The 20,700-nt window shown below is 42.4% G+C and carries 12 protein-coding genes; 7 read left to right on the forward strand and 5 right to left on the reverse strand.

Translation table 11 applies throughout. From position 1 onward, the window contains the following. Positions 1–186 precede the first annotated feature (186 nt). From EAH55_RS27745 to EAH55_RS27765, 5 genes are all read left to right on the forward strand, one after another. Positions 187–3,291 carry a DUF748 domain-containing protein gene (locus EAH55_RS27745; RefSeq protein WP_162997076.1) on the forward strand — a complete coding sequence of 1,035 codons (3,105 nt, stop codon included), beginning with the start codon at positions 187–189 and terminating at the stop codon, positions 3,289–3,291. A 329-nt stretch (positions 3,292–3,620) separates the two neighbouring features. Next, positions 3,621–5,264, forward strand: coding sequence for a tetratricopeptide repeat protein (locus EAH55_RS27750; protein ID WP_121812669.1), 1,644 nt, complete (start codon positions 3,621–3,623; stop codon positions 5,262–5,264). Positions 5,265–5,522: 258 nt separating this feature from the next. Then, positions 5,523–8,294, forward strand: coding sequence for a TonB-dependent receptor (locus EAH55_RS27755; RefSeq protein ID WP_121812558.1), 2,772 nt, complete (start codon positions 5,523–5,525; stop codon positions 8,292–8,294). Between the two features lie 34 nt (positions 8,295–8,328). Beyond that, a complete protein-coding gene (locus EAH55_RS27760) occupies positions 8,329–9,582 on the forward strand; it encodes a right-handed parallel beta-helix repeat-containing protein (RefSeq protein WP_121812559.1) in 1,254 nt (417 codons plus the stop codon). Positions 9,583–9,641: 59 nt separating this feature from the next. Further along, a complete protein-coding gene (locus tag EAH55_RS27765; protein ID WP_121812560.1) occupies positions 9,642–10,742 on the forward strand; it encodes a phytase in 1,101 nt (366 codons plus the stop codon). A gap of 124 nt (positions 10,743–10,866) precedes the next feature. On the opposite strand, the gene EAH55_RS27770 is transcribed toward EAH55_RS27765, so the two are convergent. Continuing rightward, positions 10,867–11,427, reverse strand: a complete 561-nt coding sequence (locus EAH55_RS27770) for a thioredoxin family protein (protein WP_121812670.1) — start codon at positions 11,425–11,427, stop codon at positions 10,867–10,869. A 160-nt stretch (positions 11,428–11,587) separates the two neighbouring features. Here EAH55_RS27770 and EAH55_RS27775 point away from each other — a divergent pair, with 160 nt between their 5' ends. Next, positions 11,588–12,616, forward strand: coding sequence for a glycoside hydrolase family 53 protein (locus EAH55_RS27775; protein ID WP_121812561.1), 1,029 nt, complete (start codon positions 11,588–11,590; stop codon positions 12,614–12,616). Between the two features lie 6 nt (positions 12,617–12,622). Here the strand turns inward: EAH55_RS27775 and EAH55_RS27780 are convergent, their stop codons facing one another. The 4 genes from EAH55_RS27780 to EAH55_RS31375 form a co-directional block, all read right to left on the reverse strand. Continuing rightward, positions 12,623–13,912, reverse strand: coding sequence for a carboxypeptidase-like regulatory domain-containing protein (locus tag EAH55_RS27780; protein ID WP_162997077.1), 1,290 nt, complete (start codon positions 13,910–13,912; stop codon positions 12,623–12,625). Positions 13,913–13,925: 13 nt separating this feature from the next. Then, complete coding sequence (locus EAH55_RS27785; RefSeq protein ID WP_121812563.1) at positions 13,926–16,382, reverse strand: TonB-dependent receptor plug domain-containing protein; 2,457 nt, start codon at positions 16,380–16,382, stop codon at positions 13,926–13,928. 288 nt (positions 16,383–16,670) lie between these two features. Next, positions 16,671–17,675: an ABC transporter ATP-binding protein gene (locus EAH55_RS31370; RefSeq protein ID WP_244228392.1), complete on the reverse strand. Its 1,005-nt coding sequence runs from the start codon at positions 17,673–17,675 to the stop codon at positions 16,671–16,673. 69 nt (positions 17,676–17,744) lie between these two features. Next, positions 17,745–18,500: an ABC transporter ATP-binding protein gene (locus EAH55_RS31375; protein WP_244228393.1), complete on the reverse strand. Its 756-nt coding sequence runs from the start codon at positions 18,498–18,500 to the stop codon at positions 17,745–17,747. A 245-nt stretch (positions 18,501–18,745) separates the two neighbouring features. Here EAH55_RS31375 and EAH55_RS27795 point away from each other — a divergent pair, with 245 nt between their 5' ends. Continuing rightward, positions 18,746–20,686: a sialate O-acetylesterase gene (locus EAH55_RS27795; protein WP_121812564.1), complete on the forward strand. Its 1,941-nt coding sequence runs from the start codon at positions 18,746–18,748 to the stop codon at positions 20,684–20,686. The last annotated feature ends 14 nt before the right edge of the window (positions 20,687–20,700 follow it).

The following is a 20,700-nucleotide window of genomic DNA, read 5'->3' on the forward strand; positions in this document are numbered from 1 at the left end:
CGAGGCTCCCTCCCTGGCGCTCCTCGCAATGACATATCTATTTTTAGCCTGTGGTGTTATCGCTGCCCCCTTCGCAAAGATCACTTTCCCCTAACATTACAATCATCATAATTTGATATCTAATAATTAGGTTTTATGACTATTTTCATGCTTCGTTAGCTATAATAATTTCATATGCCGTTCCCCTTGAAAAAAATATTGGTTAAAACGCTTAAGATAAGCGCTATTACCGTTGTTAGTTTATTGCTGTTGATGTTCCTGTTGCCTTACCTTTTTCCCGAAACAGTAACGCAAAAAATAAAACAATGGGCAGCCGGCAGCGTAAACAGCAAACTTTCATTTTCAAGTACACGCTTGTCTTTCTTTAAAAAGTTCCCGTCGCTAACGTTAACACTTAACGATTTTGCGCTGAACGGCAGCGCGCCTTTTCAGAATGACACGCTGGTTTCAGCTAAAGAAATTTCATTGGCTATTGACCTTTCTTCGATTTTTAAAAGCAAGATCAATGTAAACAAGATCTATCTTGACCATGCGTTGATCAACATACAGGTGGATAGTGCGGGCAAAGCTAACTATAACGTTTATAAGTCATCACCCCCCAAACAGGATGATAAAGCAGATACCGCCAGTGCTTCTTTGGGAATTGAGCAGATCCTGATAGATAAAAGCCACCTGGTTTATGACGACCGCTCGCTGCCCATGCAAATCAACGCGCGGGAATTTAACTATAAAGGCAGCGGTGATTTAAGTAAGGATATCTTTGACCTTTACAGCCATGTGGATGCCGCTTCGGTTGATTTTTATTACGGTAACAAAGCTTACGTACTTAAGAAAAAAGTAAATGCCGATCTGGTAACCAGTATTAATACCAAATCATTGGCTTTCGCATTTCAAAAAAACGACCTGCTTATTAATAAGCTCCCGGTTAAATTTAAAGGCCGGTTTGAGTTCCTGAAAGATGGCTATGATATGGATTTCAAGATCAGGAGCGATCAGAATGATCTTGGCGATGTTTTTACCGCCATACCGGATGAATATGCCAAATATGTTGATAACATGGATATCAGCGGTAACGGCATCATCCAGCTTGATCTTAGCGGAAAGTACATCGCCTCAAAAAATATTATGCCTAACCTGGGTATCAGCATGAAAGTGCGCGACGGCTCCATCGTTAACAAGAGTACCCCTGCACCGGTTAAAAACTTGTACCTGAACATGGATGCAAGTTTGCCCGGTCTTAACCCCGACAGTTTAAAATTAAATATAGATTCGGTTTATTTTAATATTGGTAAGGATTATTTTGGTTCGGTGCTGAAAGTAAGGGGGATTAAATCGCCATACATTTATGCTAAAGTGAATACCGAAATTGATCTGGAGCAATGGTACAAGGTTTTTGGTATTAAGCCATTCCAGGTAAAAGGCAGGTATGGTTTACATTTACTGGCCGAAGGTAAATACACTACCGGTATCAGGAAAACAGGGCTAAGGCAAAAGGTTGATACCGTGATAACCAGTATTCCTCAATTTAAACTTAAGTCGACGTTCAGGAACGGGTATTTTAAATACAGCAAGCTGCCGCAAGCTATCAATAATATCAGCTTTGATCTGGATGCCGCCTGTCCGGATCATAACATTGCCAATGCCACTATGGATGTGCGTAACCTGAACATTAACGCGCTTAATAATTACATAAAAGGCTATCTGAAACTAAGCAATAAGGCTGGGGCCTTAATTGATGCCGGTTTGAATGCTAAATTTCATTTAGATGATATCAAGCAGTTTTACCCTATAGACAGCATTGACTTCCGTGGTGATTTTGATGCTAACCTGCAAAGCAAAGGCCGGTATATTCCTGCCCGCCGGATCTTCCCGGTTACCAATGCGGAGATCAACCTGAAAAATGGATACATCCAAACCAAATACTATCCGCACCCTATGCAAAATGTGCAGGTGAGCGTAAATATTTTTAACAACACCGGATCCTTGAAAGGACTAAAGGTGAATATTAAACCGGTATCGTTCAATTTTGAAGATCAGCCATTTTTGCTGAGGGCTAACCTGCGTAATTTTGATGACCTTGATTATAACGTAGCTTCACGCGGTAGCCTTGACCTGGGTAAAATTTACAAAGTATTTGCCGTTAAAGGGTATGATGTAAATGGCTTTGTAAGCACCAACTTTAAGCTGAAAGGGAAACAAAGCGATGCCACCACGGGGCATTATGATAAGCTGGACAACTCAGGCAGCATGAGGGTAAAAAACATCAAACTTACAACTGAGCTGTTCCCGAAACCATTTTTTATTACCAACGGCGTATTCAGCTTTAACCAGGATAAAATGAAGTTCGACCAGTTTAAGGCCAACTATGGTAAATCGATAGTGGTGCTTGATGGTGCTTTATCCAACGTGATAGGTTATGCCATGCAACCAAACTCGCCGTTAAAAGGGGAGTTTAACCTGAAGAGTGACCTGATCATAGCCGATGATTTTATGGCCTTTGCCGGTGTTCCCGCTTCTGCCAAGCCAACCAAATCATCAGGTGTGATATTGGTGCCATCTAACCTCGATCTTAATTTTGCCGCTGATGTTAAAAAAGTAAAATATAACGGTTTGGATATCAGTGATGCCAAAGGCGCGATGAACATTACCAACGGGCAGATAGTACTTAAGCAAACAGGTTTCAGCCTGATTGGTGCGCCTGTAGTAATGGATGCCACTTATGGCAGCATCAATCCGCAGAAGGCGTTTTTTGACTACCACATCAACGCTAAGGAGTTTGACATTCAACGTGCCTACCGCGAGATTAAATTGTTCCATGATATGGCTACTTCGGCAGAGCATGTGCAGGGTGTTGTATCGTTGGATTATAAATTGGCCGGCAAGCTTAACAGCGACATGAAGCCTGTTTATCCGTCATTAAAAGGCGGTGGCGTACTCTCAGTAAAACAGGTTAAGGTATATGGGTTGAAGCTACTGAGTGCTGTAGGCAAACAAACCGGGCACGACAGCGTTGGACACGGTGATGTTAAAAAGGTTGATATCAAATCAACCATAGCCAACAACATCATGACCATTGAGCGCACTAAAATGCGTATTGCAGGTTTCAGGCCAAGGTTTGAAGGGCAGGTAGGTTTGGATGGCAAGCTGAACCTGAAATTCAGGCTGGGACTGCCGCCTTTCGGTATTTTCGGAATCCCGATGACTATCACCGGTACCCAGGATAAACCTATTATCCATTTGGGCAAAGGCAAAAAAGAAGACGAACTTAAAGAAACGCAGGACGAAGAGTAAGAGACTTTGAGGCGGTCATAGTTGACAGAGAAAAAAGCGTTGGATAGTGAGATTTCCTCCCCTGGGAGGGTGTAGGGAGGGGTTTTAGCGAGATGTCCCTGTCGTAGCAAAGCTGTATAAACCCCTCCCTGCCAACACACAATTCCAACGCACCCCTCCCGGGGGAGGGAATTAAAAAACTGCCATTGCCAACCAATGAATGTAAAATAGTTAACACATGGTTGTTGGTTAACATTAAGTTCATATTGAAATGCTTTTTTTGTTTGCCTTTTTATGCTCAGGTAGCTGAGGGCGACTTCTTTGCAATGGCACCTGCTCAATTTTCAGATATGATTAAACGCTACATCAGGATTATTCAACTTACATTTTACCTGTTTGTATTAATATCTGGCACATCGGCCCGGGCTCAGTCAAACAAAACGGACCGGTTTGAGAAACTACAGTTACTTGCACAGCAGCATCCCGATTCTGTACTCCTCGTTCTGAAAAAGATACATGCCGATGCAATTCAGGATAACAATAACCTTACTGCTGGTATGAGCCTGCAGCAAATGGGGCAGATCTGTTTTAACCAGGGACATTACGCGCAGGCACTTGATTTTTATTTGCATGCCGATAAAGTATTCGGACAGATAGGTAATAAGGACCTGCTGGCCGAAAACTGGGGCAAGATGGGGATCCTGTATTATTACAACAGGCAGTCGGATAAATCATTTCAACTATATAACCGGGCGCTAAACCTTTACAAGGCGACCAACAACAAAAAGGGGCAAGCCGAAATATTTGGAGCGATAGGTCACTTATACGAGAAGCATCACAAATATGACAGCTCATTTTACTACCAGCGCCTGGCCCTGAAAAGTTACCAGCGCATAGGAGACGATTACGGGCAGGCGAAAATATACGAGAACCTTGGGAGTATCCACGAAGATCTGGCCAATTACGATTCGTCATATTCCTGCTTTAAAAAGTCATTAGAGATCTACAATAAGTACAATAACGAGGTTGCCAGCATTGAGGTGATCAATAACATCGGCGATATTTTACGGAAAACCGGCAAATATGAAGCGGGGATCCAGCAATCGCGAAAAGCTTATGCGCTATCATTAAAAACAGGAAACCTATACCAGTTAGCGGCGTCCTGTCGAGACCTGGGGAAATCATACCAGTTGCTTAACCGTATGGATAGCGCTTACCATTATCTTGAGCTTAGCCGTAAGTATTCGCTTGATGTATATTCGAGAGAAAGTTTGAAGCAAACCTCATTTTTGCAGGTGCTGTATGATATGGATAAAAAAAGCGATGAGATTGTTCGCCTTAATAACATCCGTAAAACCAACCAGATTGTCACCATTGCGGGAGTTACTATTTCCCTGCTGTTGATTATACTTGGTTTTGTAACCTTCAGCAGGCAGCGCCTAAAAATGCGCGACCAGCGTGCCCTGGCCGAACAAAACCGGTCGATATTTGAAGCCCAGCGCGATTTAATGGAGCTGGAACTTAAGAATAAGCAGCTACAGGAAGAAAGCCTTAAACAGCAGCTGGAACTTAAAGGGCAGGAACTATCATCGCACACATTAAACCTCATCAAGAACAACCAGTTGTTGGAGAGCATGCGCAATACCCTGCAGGATATGGTGAAAGAGGATAAGCGCGATCAGAAACGGCAGATGCAGCAAATCATCCAGCAAATAAACCAAAGCTTTAACCACGAGCAGCACTGGAAAGAGTTCACCGTTGCTTTTGAGCAAGTTCACCAAAGTTTTTTTGACAAACTGAAGCAGCAGAGCAATGATCTTACCTCAACCGACTTGCGTTTGATAGCCCTGCTTAAGGTTAATATGGATTCAAAAGATATTGCCGGGTTATTAGGCATCTCTATTGACAGTTTGCGGGTTGCCCGCTACCGTTTGCGTAAGAAACTCAATATTGATCAGGGTGAAAACCTTACCACTTTTATACAGGCCCTGTAGTTTAATTGCTGTTGATTTCTTTGTCTTTTTGCAGCTTAACATTAGCTTAATGTAACGGTAACTGAATGATAATGGAGGTTTGTGTTTTTGTTATATTATTGAAAATCAACTAATTGTAATTTTGTGCTGCTGTTGCGTATACGCCTCATGTAACGCTGTTTCCTTTTTGTAACGGCATATTTTAGCAGATGTATTGTTGGTTTAAACACTTTTGCGCCATCAAAAAGCAAATCACAATTGCATTAATCGTTTCGCAAAATGAAAAAATACTTACAAACATTATTACTCCTGCTTTTGTGTGTTACCGCCGCTAACGCACAAAAGTTAAAAGGTCATGTTTATGACCGTAAAACCGGCGAGCCTATGGTGGGGGCCACCGTAAGTCTCGATCGAACGAAGATTGCCACGACCACCGGTCTGGATGGTTCGTTTGAATTGAAGAATGTGTCTAAAGGTTCTTACACTGTACGGGTATCTTATGTTTTGTACACAACCACAACGCAACAGGTAGAAGTATCTAAAGATGACAACCCGCATCTGAAAGTATACCTTGAAGAGTCAAACAAACAACTACAGGAAATCACCGTATCATCTCACGGAAATGGTTCGACCGAAAGAACTGCCCGTCGTATCGAACAACAGGCTACACAGGTAATGAACATTGTATCGGGCAGGGCCATCGAAGTATCTCCGGATTTAACGGTAGCTAATGTGATCTCCCGTGTTTCCGGTGTATCTGTTGAGCGTAATACAAATGGTGACGCTCAGTATCCTATTTTACGTGGTATGGATAAACGTTACAACTATACTCTGGTAAACGGTATAAAAATCCCAAGCCCTGATAACAAATATCGCTACGTACCACTTGATATTTTCCCTTCCGACCTGCTATCAAGGCTGGAATATTATAAAACGCTAACCCCTAATCTTGAAGGTGACGCTGTGGGCGGTGTTGTTAACCTGGTAATGAAGGATGCTCCTGAGCGTTTTGAAGTAAACGCCAATATTGCCGGTGGTTACAGCCAGTTGCTTTTAGATCGTAAGTTTATGAGCTACGATTATTCAAGCATCAATCACAAATCGCCTTATGAACTTAATGGTAAAGCTTATCAGGCAACCCAGGCCGATTTTGGTACCGGAACTTTAAACTATACGCTTAAACACCCTGCACCAAATGTTGTTGGTAGCTTGTCATTAGGTCAGCGTTTTTTTAACAACAAATTGGGCGTGTTAGTAGCCGGTAGTTACCAGAACACCTATCGTGGTAGCAACAGTGTATTTTACAACACTAAAGTTGTTCCAACAGCCGAGTATGCCGCGGTAACCAGCCGTGCCGATAGGGAGTACTCTGAGCAGCAAAAACGTTACGGCGTATTCTCAAAAATTGATTACGTATTAGATAGCCGCAATAAATTGAGCTTTTTTAATACTTATGTTAATTTGACCAGTATCCAAGTCCGTGATGAAAAATCTACCAGTTTTTCAACTGATTATGATCCGGACAAAGGAAACGCGCAGTTAGGTTATTCAACCCGCAGCCGTTTTACCGAACAACAAATTTACAGCGGAACATTACGTGGTGATCATAAGTTGTTCAACGATAAATTAAAAGTACAATGGTCGGCAGTTTACTCTTCGGCCGAAAACGAAGTGCCTAACAACACAACCATCAGCTTAAATGGTGTACGTGAAAACTTTGTTGACAGGCGTACTTATCTTACAAACGGTACATCGCTTACCCACCGTTGGGAGCGCAATACCGATGAGGACAAAGCAGGTTACTTAGACCTTACTTACACCGCGCCTATTGCTGGTGTTAATGTTGATTTCTCTGCCGGTGGTTTATATCGTGATAAAGAACGTACCAGCTTCTATAATAACTACAACCTTACTGCCGCTAACCCAAGTGCGTTGTACGGTACCGATTTTACAAATTATACCCAGCTCAACTTTAACGTAACTAACCCGGCTGGCGCTGTAAATAACTCTTTAACCAATGATGCATCTGAAAAAATTGGCGCAGGTTATGGTATGTTTAAATTTACTACAAAAACCATCCAGGTAGTTGGCGGTGCACGTGTTGAACATACAGACCAGGGTTACAGGATGCTGTTCCCTCAGGGTGAGTCAAGGCCAAACGGTAACCAAACTTATACTGATGTATTGCCAAGCTTAACCTTGAAATACTTTTTAAGCGATAAACACCAGTTACATGCCTCTTATTTCAAATCAATTAACAGACCGGGCTTTTATGAGCTTATTCCGGGCGGAAGAATTGGTGACGAGTATAATGAGCGTGGTAACCCTGATCTTAAACATGCCGTTGCCGATAACTACGATTTAAGGTATGAGTTGTTCCCGGACGCGAGCATGCAATTGTTAGCAGGAGCGTTTTACAAAAGGATCATAAATCCTATTGAGTATAGCTTCCAGGCTGATGCCACACGTGGTCAGGATACCTATTATGTGCCGGGCAACTTTGGTACAGCTAAGAACTATGGTTTGGAGCTTGATTTTACCAAATTCTTTAACAAGTTTGGTGTAAAGGCAAACTATACTTACACCCACTCGCGCATCACTACGCCTAAAGATACTTATGTAACTGATGCCACTACAGGCGATACCCACAAGATTTCGGTAAATCAAACCAGGCCACTATATGGTCAGTCGGAGCATATTGCTAACCTTTCATTTTTGTATAAAGACACCAAAAAAGGCTGGGATGCGCAAATTGCCGGATCTTATACCGGCCCACGTATCAATACCGTATCGCAGTTCCTGAACAACGACCTTTGGCAACGTGGCTTTATCCAGATGGATGCATCTGCCGAAAAACGTTTCAAAAACAACCTGAGCGTATTTATCAAAGCGGGCAACCTGCTTAACAGCCCGGCTAAGTTGTTCCTGAAAGGTACCAATCCTGAAAACGCGACACTGAAAGATGATAACATCGTAGCAAACGGTCAAACTTTGATCCGTAGTGACTACTACAAGCAAACGTATTTGATAGGTGTTCGCTATAAACTCTAACATAATTTATCAACCATAAATAAAAGGCATTACAATGAAACTAAAACAAATATTCGCGGCGGTGCTGCTATCGGCTATAGCCTTTAGCAGTTGCAGAAAAGCTAACCTTGATGTTGATACAAGCTCTGCTGATGGATCGGCAAGTGGTGAGGTATCAGGTGTTTGGGCAAAAGGCAGTACGCAGATCATCAAAGGCGATATTATTATCCCCGAAGGTAAATCACTTACTATTGAAGAGGGTGTAACCGTATTGATGGATACCATAGCTAAACCAGAGTTTATAGTAAAAGGTAACTTATACTCTTTAGGCACTGCCGAAAATCCGGTAAGGATCACCGTAAACCCGGCATACCGTACCGATGCAAAAAAATTCGGAAAAATGTGGGGCGGCATCTTGGCAGCCAAAACCTGTGCCGAGCTGGTACTTGACCATACTATTTTGGAGTACGGCGGCAACACTACATCTGACGGTTCATCGTCGGTAAAAATGGGACTTTATAAAGCTGTTGCAGGCGAAAACCTGCCTGCGCTTTGGTTCTCAAATGTGAACGGTAAACTTATTGTGGTAAACTCAACTGTGCGCAACTTCCAGGAAGATTGTACTTACATTGAAGGTGGCAAGATCATTTTTGCCAACAATACTTTTTACACTACCGGCGTTACCGGTGGTGAGGCCATGAACTTTAAATCTGGCTGTTTGGCCGATGTTGGTTTTAACTTTGTTTACAGTGCCAATACCAACGCCCTGAAGCTATCAAACTCTGGCGACCGTGATCCGCAGGCTTACATCATATGCTATAATAATACCATGGTGAACACCGGCTGGCGCAGGCCATCGGCCAAAGGTGGTTCTGTGTGGGTGGAGAACAACGTTCGTGCAGATATCCGCAATAACCTGTTTGCCAATACCCGTTTTGGTATTAAACGCGATACTAAATCTACCGAAGATAAACGTACCGTGATTAGCAATAACCTTTACTATGGTTATGATCAAACCACGGTAAACCAGTTCCAGCCGTCAAAAGATATTATTGGTGGTGTTAACGAAGTGATAGGTACCAAAGCAGGTGATAACGATCCTAAATTTGTGAACTACCCTGAATCAACCCCAGTATTAAATGCTGTTTTTGATACCAACTGGGATTTCCATTTACAAAGCGGTTCTCCGGCCTTAAATCACGGCGTAACCAACTTTACCCGCCATCATGCTGCCGGTATTACCGTAAACGGGATAACTTACGTATCTCCTGATCCGGCTACCTATATCGGCGCTTTCGGAACAAAATAAATCAACTCATCGCAATGATCCTGCGTACCCCGGCAGGATCATTTTTTTAATAATGATCAATGAATAAATTAAGCAAATTAGCTTTTGTAGCACTTGCTGTTGCTATTGGTAATACCGCTTGCGGTCAGAGCCAGGTGCGTAACAGTAAAGGCCTTACTATCCCCGGCAGCACAGCCCCCGAAATAAAACCCGTAGTTATTACCGAACCGGTATTGTATGATACCGATGATCCTGCAATATGGGTTAACCCCGCTGATCCGTCTAAAAGCCTTATTATCGGCACCGATAAAAATAGCGAAGGTGCGCTGTTCGTGTTCGACTTGCAGGGTAAAATCATTAAGGATAAAGTTGTGCATGGTTTAAAACGCCCAAACAATGTCGACCTTGCCTACGGTTTAATGCTTGGTGGTAAACCAACGGATATTGTTATTACTACCGAACGCATGACCCACAAGCTCCGGATCTATTCATTGCCGGATATGAAACCTGTAGATAATGGCGGTATCGATGCTTTTGTTGGAGAAACCGGTTTGGAATACCGCGATTTGATGGGGATCTCTATTTATACTGCAAAAAATGGCAAGATGTACGCCATAGTAGGCCGCAAAAATGGTCCGCAAAACGGCGGATACATCTGGCAGTATCTGCTTGAAGATGATGGCACCGGAAATGTGAAAGCTACATTGGTGCGTAAGTTTGGTAAATACAGTGGCAAAAAAGAGATAGAATCAATTGCTGTTGATAACGAGCTTGGCTATATCTACTATTCGGATGAGCAGGTAGGCGTGCGCCAGTATTATGCGGATCCGGAAAAAGGTGATCAGGAACTGGCAATATTCGGCACCTCCGGCTTTAAGGCCGATCACGAAGGTATTTCGATTTACAAACTAACGGATACAACAGGCTATATCCTGGTATCTGACCAGGGTGCTAACCGTTTTCAGATTTTTAGCAGAGAGGGTACCAAAGCAAATCCTTTTGAACATCAACTGCTGAAAATAGCGAACGTTGCCGCAAGGGAAAGCGATGGCAGTGACGTGATTGCTACTCCGTTAAATGATACTTTTAAGCATGGCATTTTTGTGGTGATGAGTACCGATAAAACTTTTCACTATTACCGCTGGGAAGATATAGCTGGTAAGGAGTTGAAGGTAAAATAACAACAAAACATAAGAAGACGTCATTGCGAGGAACGAAGCAATCCCCGATTAGCAGAGCCGCTCTGTATAGTTTGGGATTGCTTCGTTCCTCGCAATGACGTCTTTTTTATCCTTTTGGCCAGAATCATAGTGTTTGATTTATAATATCCAAAAACTCCAGCTGAAAGCTTACGCCTTTATCTTCATTATACCATTTTTGTAACACTATCTTCTTCTCGCTCATTTCAACGTGGTCTTTAACCATTTGCAGGTATAAGCGCTGGCATTCTGCCGGTCGCGGGCCCCAGGTGCCCAGGTCCTGATTGTTTTCATCCGAGATTATGATCTTCGGAATCGACCGGGTGCCGTTGGTGAGATAACTTTCAATCAAAAATGGCGGCGAATCCCTTAACTGGTAATCAACTTTAATGAGCGGGTTAAGCTCAGAAAGCCGTTGAAGGAACGGTATGGTATGCGAGGCATCGCCGCACCAGGCTTCTGTAATTACCGTCCATGTTTGTGGTTTACTGATCTTCTCAATAGCGGTAGTCAGATCAGGATTTAATACCCCAACTTTTAGCCAGCGTTGCTGGCGCGACCAATTAAGCTTTGTATAATTTAAATAATCCGGGTTATCGTACGGAGCCGGTGGATTAGGGCTGTTTAAAATATCGAAAAATAGCTCTTGATAAGCTGTAAAATTCATAATGTGTTTTCTTGTATAATAATTAACTAACGGCGAGCCGTTTAACATCACAAAATTAGATAACGCATGGGGTAGTTATCTTAATGTAGATCAATTTCTATAACCTTTACAGAACTATGATTAAATATACTATGTAAATTTGGTTATCAACACAACTAATATGGAACACAGGTTTAGCGTAAACAAAATATTACTGATAGCATTAAGCATTATAGGTATAGGGGCGTTATCGGCTTATAAACCTTCACCGGCTAAAAATGTTCCCGTTAAGTTTAAGCTGATTATGGGCGCCGATATTTCCTTTATCCCCCAATTGGAAGCCGAGGGGCGCAAGTTTTATGATAATGGCGTAAGCAAAGACCCGTTTACTATTTTGAAAGACCATGGCTTTAATTACGTAAGGCTTCGCGTTTTTAATAACCCCAAGGCCGATAGCGGTTATTCGGCAAAGGGGTATTGTGGTTTGGTGGATACCAAAAAGATGGCTTTGCGCATTAAGGAAGCCGGAATGGGCTTTTTGCTTGATTTTCATTACAGCGATACCTGGGCCGATCCAGCCCATCAATATAAGCCGGCCGCATGGAAAAATCTCAATAACCAGCAATTACGGGATTCTATAAAAGCATTTACGCGGCTTACCCTGATTGCCCTTAAACAGCAGGGTACGCTGCCCGATATGGTGCAGGTAGGCAATGAAATTAATCATGGTATTTTATGGCCCGATGGCCGCGCTAAAAACCTGGATACACTGGCCGGTTTCCTGAAGGCTGGTACAAATACGGTAAGAGAAGTGAGCGGTAAGATCAGAGTTATGCTACACATTGCCTGTGGCGGGCAAAATACCGAGTCGAGGTACTTTGTTGATAATATGCTTAAAAGAGGAGTTAAATTCGATATCATTGGCGAATCATATTATCCCGAATGGCATGGCACACCTGACAGTTTACGGAACAATCTGACAGATCTTAACACCCGTTATAAGCAAGACGTTATAGTAGTTGAATATTCACAACTCAAACGCGAGGTGAATGACGCAGCGTTTTCATTACCCGGCAATAAGGTTAAAGGCACTTTTATTTGGGAGCCCTTTAGCTGGGGCGAAACCTTTGTGGATAAACAAGGAAACACCAACGCACATATGGCTACTTATGATAGTGTCAAAACTCAATATCACATTGCAGGTGAATAAAAGGCATTAATTAGGCTCATAATCATAGGGCAATTTGGTTGCCATTTTTTCCCACCATCCCCAAAAGCCGTTAAGGTACAGGTTGGTGTTGTTGTAATAGCCGTTTTCTGTAATTTCCACAGGGATACCTTTCTCCAGTAATAGTTCAGTAAAAGGATACTGTTTATTGGGCATAACCAACTGACTTGTACTTATACCGCTGCTTTGTACCGTTGTGCTTTCGGTAGTTAGGGCGGCGTGGTTACGGTAGTTATAATATTCTTCAGGTTCTTTGATCTTTTTATAAACAACCTGCAGCTGGTCTTTAAAATTTAAGGTAATGTTGTTCTCTGATTTTGCTGAAATGTCTTTAGCCCTTAATGGCCCACTCATTTTTATCTCGGATTTATTAGTCAGTATCTTTTTGTAATACCGCAGCGAGTCTTTATTAAATATTTTGGAAGCTATCTGATTGGTGTCTAAAGGTTTGTTTTTCTCAATTTTTGCCGAGTCCAGGTATGTGTTAAGTTTTTGTGCATAGAGTTTTTCAATTCTTTCTTTTTCCCTGATGTTTCCCGCGCTAAATTGCCGCACTTCAAATCCTTCTTCTTTCAGTTTGTCGTTGTATAGCGCCCGGGTGAAATGCATAAACGACAACGAATAAGCTTTTAGCCGGTTTTGTTCCCAGGTTGCTTTCTTCCGATCGTTTCCGTCTATTTCTTTAAACAGATAATACCCCTGGTAATCGACTTCGTTTTTTGATGTGTAAAATGTAAAGTCAACCAGGGTTAGCGATACCAAATAGCCAAGATCTTCATTCCTGATAATTAATGGCTCGGAGGCATAGGCATGAAGCTCCTGTTTGGTATCGTCATAATCAAAATCAATTATTTCGGGATTGGTAATGGTACAGTGTGCGGCGAATGCCGATGTGCCGATAAATTGTTCTGTAAACATGGCTCCCCAACGTTTCCAGTTATTACTGGCTTTAGAAGTAACTATAACATCCTTTAGCTGATGACTTACGGGAGTTAAAGCAAAATCAATGTTTGATGAAATAGAGCTGGTGTTTAATGCCCTGGCGGTGGTTTTATAGCCGATATAAGAAACTACAATTTTGAAATTCCCTTTGGCCTGCAATGTGAGTTTAAAATGGCCGCTGGTATCGGTCATAGTGCCGTTTTTCGATTCGGCAATAAACACGCTTGCATTTACCAGCGGGCTGCCTTTTTCATCAGTTACTTTTCCGCTAATTTGCTGCTGGCCAAAGGTATGAGTAACAAAAAGACAAAAAATGATAGTTAGTATTTTCTTCATGATCCTGTTACGCTTATTTAATAGCATATTCCTGGTAGTGGTAACCTATTTTTCCATCGCCTGAAATACCTTCAATCGTAAGAGCTATATTTTTTACATCAGCGCTAACAGGAAATTCCAATACCGATTGTCCTCTATCGTCGGTTTTTACTACCGGGTTCCATAACAGAGTTTCGGGCGAGGCCTTTTTTGCCACATCAGTTACCGGATACTTCGGCACATAAAACTCCCGGTATTTTTGATACCCGCTATAAGTAAAGTTAATTACACCAGGTGTTGATGTAACAGTGATATCCTCCGGCTCATCCATCTCATTATAATTGATACCGCCTTTTTTTGTGGTGATCACTAATACACCGCCACTACCGGCCAGGCCATAAGCCGCAATTAGTGAACCTGAACGCAATACTTCAATGCTTTGCACATTACCTGCCGGTATGCTGTTTAAGGATATCTGGCCTGGTTGTATCGGAACCCCGTCAAGTACAAATAACATTGGTTTATTCAAACCGCTGGTGCTGTAAGGCACTTTTGTATAACCATGGCTAAACGGGTCTTTTTTTATTCTAAAATATACACCGACTAATCTTCCCTCCAAACAAATTTCCAGATTATCGCAATGGTTGAGGTCTTTATAGGTGATGATTTGATTGGCGTTTCCAGCACCATTAAAATTTGCCGATGGGGCGACAGCTTTTTCAGTAGCGCTTAATTTTTTTGATTTTACAACAACTTCATTTAACTGACGCGCTCCGTTTTTGATGGTGTGGGGCTGATTAGAGGGGGATTGCGCAGCATAATTGGGCAATTCTTTCTTTACAACATAACCAGTTGAATCGGCAGGTGCAAATTGATCAAGGATAACATTGATATCTTTACTATCTGTAGATGCTATTACCGAAAATTGATGTTGATCCTGCAGGTCGGGCAAATTAAAAGTAAACCTTCCTTTGCTATCGGTCACGGTGCGTATTGTAAATGCCGAATCGCCTTTTGATACCAGCATAACATTTTGTTTGGGTAAAGTTGAGCCTTTGCCTGTTTGTATTGTGCCACTTAATGTTTGTTGTGTTTGAGCCGGGTAACTCACATCCGGAAATTTACCGGCTAAAAGGTCTTTCCATATAAACCTTCGCCAACCCTGCGTCAGCATCAAATTATCAAGCTGTAAGCTGATTTGCGGCTCCCGGCTTTTGAAATAATGATTAGGGTATTCAATATAGCCATTAAGATCGGATGTCAACAGCAGATCGGATAAAATGGAAGGCGTTAGGGTTGTGCTGTCAACCGGAGTTTTTCGGTTTACAACAGCAACCGAAAAATTTGCGATAACCGGATTGGCTAACTGATCTGTAGCCTCAATCGGGATTTGAATAACTGAATTTGTTGATGATACTTTTGGCGTACCTGCATTTAACCGGAGCTGATCATGCCGGTCTATGAATACCAAACGTTCGGCTTTAGGTTCTGAAAGATTATTGAAAAGTGTGAATTGAACAATGCCGGTGGGCAGCGTTCGTTTTGGCATGGATATACTGCCTTGGTTACCTGAAAGATCAAGCTTTGTTAAGCTGATCAGCTTATTGTTTGCCTGAGCGGCCAGCCAAACCGGTTCAGTAGTGTTTAAGCCACTGGTCATCACTTGTACAATCACATTAGCTTTATCCTGATTATTTACAGCCAAAGCATATCCTGAGGGTAAGGCAGCGGGTAAAATAATCTTTTTTGTAACCCCATCCTTAAACCTGACATTGGCTTCATAACTATGGCTTTGTAGCGGTTTAAGATTAAACCTGCCCATGCCTGCAAATGAAGATTGAAAGTTTGATAAAACCTTTCCGCTTTCATCAGTAATTGTTCCTGATACGTCCTCGCCTAATCCTGTACTGCCAATGGCTTTGAATGCTATAACTGAAGTAATACCATTTACCAGATCTCCACCTTCCGGAAAAAATTGAATGTTGTGGAGCTCGTCATTACGAGTCTTTTTGGTTTCCCTGGGGATACTCTGTTTTGAATTTGCCGGGTTTCCTATTTTTAAGCTGGTATGATAAAATAATTCAGGTTTAAAATTTCGCATCCAGGCGGTGTAGGCGCGTAAAGTATAAGTGCCTCTTTCCATGCTGTCAGGAAGAGCAACCCAACCGGATACGCCGCCATCATTAATTGGAAACCGGAGTTCGATAACACGGGAATCCTGACTGTTTAAAAGATCAACGTATAAAACTTTGCTAAGATCTGTAAACTGGTTGTTTTGAGCATTTACTACATAAGCCCTAAAGCGTAAGGTATCGCCGCTTGAGTGATCATTTCTATCCAAATGCAGGTGAACTTTTTCCTGCGGAAATTTTTCTCCAAATTGTTGTAAAAGCGGTGGGATTTGGCTTTTTGGACTTGCTGTTTGACCAAAAACAGTCATCCTGAAAAAAATAGCGGGCAGGAGAAAAAGCAAACCTTTTTTTATGATCATAAGGCAATAGGTAATGGTTTGTTAAAATCCGGGATCAGTGAACCGGAGCAAGTGTGTATTAACACTTGATTGTTTATAACTGGCTGTTTAAAGCAAGATAAAAATGCCTTATTATTTATTTAACCTATTAGTCAAATACTCTCATTGTTTGGTTGTTTTATCTCGTTTTACACGAAAATGGCCCTTCTGTCGCCTGGTAATCAATGGTGTTGGATGAAAAAGCTTACTGAAAGGCATAAGGGATATACCAGTGAAACAAAATTGGGTTAATCTGTAACCCTGGATTTTTTATTGATATCCGGCAGCCTGTAAGTTGAAAAGTTCGGCATAGCGGCCATTGTTGGCCATGAGTTGTTCATGTGTGCCGGCTTCAAGAATGCTGCCCCTTTCTAAAACAATGATCCGATCGGCAAGTCTTGCTGTTGAAAACCGATGTGATATAAGCACTGCCGATTTGCCCTGGGTTAAAGACGAAAAACGCTGGAAAACCTCGTACTCCGCACGGGCGTCAAGAGCGGCTGTAGGCTCGTCAAGAATAAGCACCTGTGCTTGCTTCATATAAGCCCTGGCCAGCGCAACTTTTTGCCACTCCCCGCCGGATAGTTCCACACCCTCGTTAAACCGCCTGCCTAACCATTGATCATATCCCAGCGGTAGTCTGGCGGCCAATGTATCGGCAAGACTCTCATGCGCTGCCTTACGGATCAATTCAATATTGGCCTGCTCATCAATATTTCCGACAGCGATGTTCTGCGAAAAACTCATCTGGTAGCGGATATAATCCTGAAAAATAATACCGAGGTTTAGCCGGAGATCGGCAATATCATAATCCCTCAGGTCGGCACCGTCCAGTAGGATGCGCCCCTCTGTAGGGTCATATAAGCGGGCAAGCAATTTAACAAGTGTAGTTTTGCCTGCACCGTTTTCACCAACCAGTGCTATCTTTTCGCCGGGTTGCAGGGTAAAGTTCAGGTGCCGGTTGGCCCATGATTCGGCATTGTTATATTTAAAGCCTACATCTTCAAATGTGAAGCCTTGCTTTATCGGTTTCGGAAATGGTAAAGGAGATGCGGCCACAGTAATTTTTGGTTTGATCTCAAAAAACTCATGAAAATCATTGAGGTAGATGGCTCCCTGTGATACCGATGTAAAACGGTTTAACGAATTTTCCATCAGGCTGCTAAGCTGCCGGAACGAACCGGCGAGGAAAGTAAGTGTACCTACCGAAGATTTACCTGTAACCGTTTGGTAAATAATAAACCCGTAAGCCACATAATAGCCGATACTACCCAAAACGGAAAAGAAGGTGCCCCAGGCCGAGCGTCTTACAGCAAGTTTGCTATTATCGGTATAAAATTTATCTTATAGCGTTTTAAAGCGGTTGATGATAAAATCAGCAAGGCCAAAAATCTTAACTTCCTTTGCCGTTTCATCGCTTGCGCCCAGGTAGCGTACATAATCCAGCTCTCTTCTTTCAGGGGTTTGGCTTCTGGTTAACGCGTAATTCTGACTGTTAAAGTAACTTTCCCCCATAAATGACGGGATAATGGATATGAGTAATAACAGGATTAACCAGGGGTTTAAAGTTAATAAGCTGGTAAGCAGAAAAGCGATGGAGATGAAATCCTGGATTTGGCTCATTACTTGTGATAAAAGCACGGTGCGGCCTACGGTTTGCTGCCTTGCCCGTTCCAGTTTATCATAAAATACAGAATCTTCAAATTGCTCGAGATCAAGTGTGGCCGCATGGCGCATGATGCGCATGGATGTATAGTTAGAAAAAAGATCGCCAAGCAGACTATCTATCAGGCTTATCATCCTGTTTAAGCCGTCGGTTAATATAGCCAGCAAAAATTCGATGATAACCAATTTCCATAATTCATGCTGGCTTCCACCGTGCCGGTTAAGCAACACCACCTGATCGATGATCAGTTTACCCACATACAACAAGGCAACCGGCATGGCCGAGCGGATAATGCGCAACAAAAAACTCATCGTTGTTTTACCCGGACTGCTTTGCCAAACCAAACTGAAAAATTCAGGAAGGTTGCTTAATGCAGACAGCCGTTCTTTGAATGAGATCTTTTGCTCGGGTTTGATATTTCTTGTTTTAGCCATCCGCCACCTTTAATAAATGCGATGTTAAACAAATTAATATTGAAATGCAGACAATCAGCATACTTATGATCATTTACTGACTAAACTTATGGTGTTTAAAATAGGCCGATAATTTATCTGTTTTGATGATTTAGATATTAGACATTAGTTAAAGTAAATAAAGATGGATTTGCGCAATCGATTGAGTAATTGCTTTTTATTTACTATTTTGGTAAGATAAACCGTTAATACCAATCTTTCGAGTTATGAGGTCAGTAAAGCTATTGCTTGCCGTGCTGTGCGCTTGTGTTATAATGCCTGCTTACGCTGCAATCCGTTTGCCGCAATTGGTTTCTGATGGCATGATATTGCAGCGGAACATGAAAGTAAAAATCTGGGGATGGGCTGATGCTGGCGAAAAGGTAGCTATCAATTTTCAGCATAAAAATTACTATACAGTTGCCGATCAAAGTGGGGCATGGAAAGTCAAGCTTTCGTCGATGAAAGCCGGGGGGCCATATACTATGGAACTTACCGGTAAAAATCAGATCGTTATCCATGATATTTTAATTGGCGATGTTTGGTTTTGTTCGGGCCAGTCGAATATGGTTTTGCCAATGGAGCGGGTAAAAGAAAGATATCCGGATGAGATCTCCAAGGCTAATTACCCACAGATCAGGAATTTTTTTGTTAAAACCGAGGCAGATGTAACTAAACAACATCCGGACTTGTTACCCGGTAAGTGGATAAAGGCCGATCCTGGAACTGTTTTGAGCTTCGGTGCTGCGTCATGGTTTTTTGCGAAGCAGCTCTATCAAAAATATCATGTACCCATAGGTATCATCAACTCAAGCGTAGGCGGCACACCGATAGAAGCCTGGATCAGCAGCGATGGATTGAAAAATATCAAACCGTATAATGACAGGATAATTCAGTTTGGTAACACCACTTTTATGGATAGCGTGATGAAAACACTCCCGCAACCTGTTGATCCGCTCAATACATCGGCATATGGAACCGATAAAGGTTTGAGTGGGAGCAAACCATGGTATGATACCACATACATCCCGCATAACTGGCATCGTTTCTGGCTGCCAGGTTACTGGGCCGATCAAGGCGTAAAAAATCTTAATGGCGTGGTATGGTTCAGAAAAGAAATAAACCTGCCTGTTTCCATACAGGGTAAAGCGGGCAAACTTTTTCTGGGCAGAATAATAGATGCCGATCAGACCTATTTAAACGGGCAGCTGGTAGGGAGCATTACTTATCGGTATCCGCCAAGGCGATATGCTGTACCTGCAGGATTATTAAAGCCTGGTAAAAATATCATTGTGGTGCGGGTGGTTAACACAGAAGATAAAGGCGGTTTTGTACCGGATAAACGCTATTTTTTGACGATAGCCGGAGATACTATCGACCTTCGTGGCGACTGGCAATATAAAGTAGGACAGGTATTTGAACCAGCTAAAGAAAAACCGGAGTTTTCGGCCCAGAATGAGCCAACCGGGCTTTATAATACTATGGTAGCACCCGTTATCAATTACGCCATTAAAGGCATGGTTTGGTATCAGGGCGAAAGCAATGCTACGCGGGCTACCGAATATGGGACATTGTTAAAAGCATTGATTACCGACAGGCGCAACAAATGGCAGCAGGGTGATATGCCGTTTATTTATGCTCAGCTTCCCAATTTTAATGAGGTACAATATTCACCAGCCGAAAGCGACTGGGCACAATTGCGGGAGGGGCAGCTTAGTGCCCTGGAGCTACCCAACACCGGAATGGCTATAACTATTGATGCCGGTGAATGGAACGATATTCATCCCCTCAACAAAAAAACAGTAGGTGAGCGCCTTGCCCGGGCTGCCGAAAATGTGGCTTATGGTGATTTAGAGGTAGTATCATCCGGGCCAATTTATCATTCGGCTAAAATTGAAGGCAATAAAATAGAGATTACCTTTAAGAATACAGGAGCGGGTTTGGTTGCATGGGATGGCGAAGAACTATCGCAATTCGCGATAGCCGGTGCGGATAAAAAGTTTGTTTGGGCAAAGACTGTTATTAAGGGAGATAAAGTATTGGTTTGGAATGATAAAATATTAGCTCCTCTTTATGTAAGGTATGCCTGGGCCGATAACCCTGATGGCGCAAACCTGTACAACAAAGAAGGCCTGCCTGCATCTCCTTTTCGTACCGGCGATAAATGATAACCATCTTTAAA

It is taken from the genome of Mucilaginibacter kameinonensis (assembly GCF_003675385.1).
GTDB classification, from domain to species: domain Bacteria; phylum Bacteroidota; class Bacteroidia; order Sphingobacteriales; family Sphingobacteriaceae; genus Mucilaginibacter; species Mucilaginibacter kameinonensis.

What these genes read in the sequence shown, in the direction of transcription:
- EAH55_RS27760 (WP_121812559.1), top strand. Translation starts at nt 8,329, where the DNA reads ATGAAACTAAAACAAATATTCGCGGCGGTGCTGCTATCGGCTATAGCC.
- EAH55_RS27765 (WP_121812560.1), top strand. Translation starts at nt 9,642, where the DNA reads ATGAATAAATTAAGCAAATTAGCTTTTGTAGCACTTGCTGTTGCTATT.
- EAH55_RS27750 (WP_121812669.1), top strand. Translation starts at nt 3,621, where the DNA reads ATGATTAAACGCTACATCAGGATTATTCAACTTACATTTTACCTGTTT.
- EAH55_RS27775 (WP_121812561.1), top strand. Translation starts at nt 11,588, where the DNA reads ATGGAACACAGGTTTAGCGTAAACAAAATATTACTGATAGCATTAAGC.
- EAH55_RS27795 (WP_121812564.1), top strand. Translation starts at nt 18,746, where the DNA reads ATGAGGTCAGTAAAGCTATTGCTTGCCGTGCTGTGCGCTTGTGTTATA.
- EAH55_RS27780 (WP_162997077.1), bottom strand. Translation starts at nt 13,912, where the DNA reads ATGAAGAAAATACTAACTATCATTTTTTGTCTTTTTGTTACTCATACC.
- EAH55_RS27785 (WP_121812563.1), bottom strand. Translation starts at nt 16,382, where the DNA reads ATGATCATAAAAAAAGGTTTGCTTTTTCTCCTGCCCGCTATTTTTTTC.
- EAH55_RS31375 (WP_244228393.1), bottom strand. Translation starts at nt 18,500, where the DNA reads ATGGCTAAAACAAGAAATATCAAACCCGAGCAAAAGATCTCATTCAAA.
- EAH55_RS27755 (WP_121812558.1), top strand. Translation starts at nt 5,523, where the DNA reads ATGAAAAAATACTTACAAACATTATTACTCCTGCTTTTGTGTGTTACC.
- EAH55_RS27770 (WP_121812670.1), bottom strand. Translation starts at nt 11,427, where the DNA reads ATGAATTTTACAGCTTATCAAGAGCTATTTTTCGATATTTTAAACAGC.